The 381-nt window shown below is 46.7% G+C and carries 1 protein-coding gene; it reads right to left on the bottom strand.

Annotated elements, in window-relative coordinates; genetic code table 11:
- A partial coding sequence (locus A0J57_RS25795; RefSeq protein WP_201030973.1) for a transposase domain-containing protein occupies positions 1–381 on the bottom strand: 381 nt, incomplete at both ends.

Here is a 381-nt window from a genome sequence, read left to right as displayed (position 1 = left end):
CTTCTTGAACCATCCAAGCTCTGTAGCATAAATCACATGAGTTCCGCATTCTACAAGAGAAACCGCCCTTAACTTTGGATACCCTGCCTCTGCGCTATTTTGATTGGATGATTTACCAAAATACTCTCGATTGTCCTCAGTGTCAGGCAAGTCCACCAACGTCCCATCGATCGCATGTACACTCCATTTGCCAAAATGGGCACCCTTTGTTTCTGCCTTTGCAATTGGCTTAACTACTTGAGAGTAGATTTCCCTGAAAGGTTCGACACCCAGCCGCTGACGTCCTTGAGTGATAGCCGAAGTAGTTGTAACCTCCACTTTGTGAGGCCCATAAAGCCATTGAAGTCCATCCAGAAGACAGCGAACCACTTCCTTGTATGC

Origin of the sequence: Sphingobium sp. 22B (assembly GCF_001580035.1) — a bacterium.
GTDB classification, from domain to species: domain Bacteria; phylum Pseudomonadota; class Alphaproteobacteria; order Sphingomonadales; family Sphingomonadaceae; genus Sphingobium; species Sphingobium fuliginis.
This window is presented reverse-complemented; position numbering and strand designations above follow the sequence as displayed.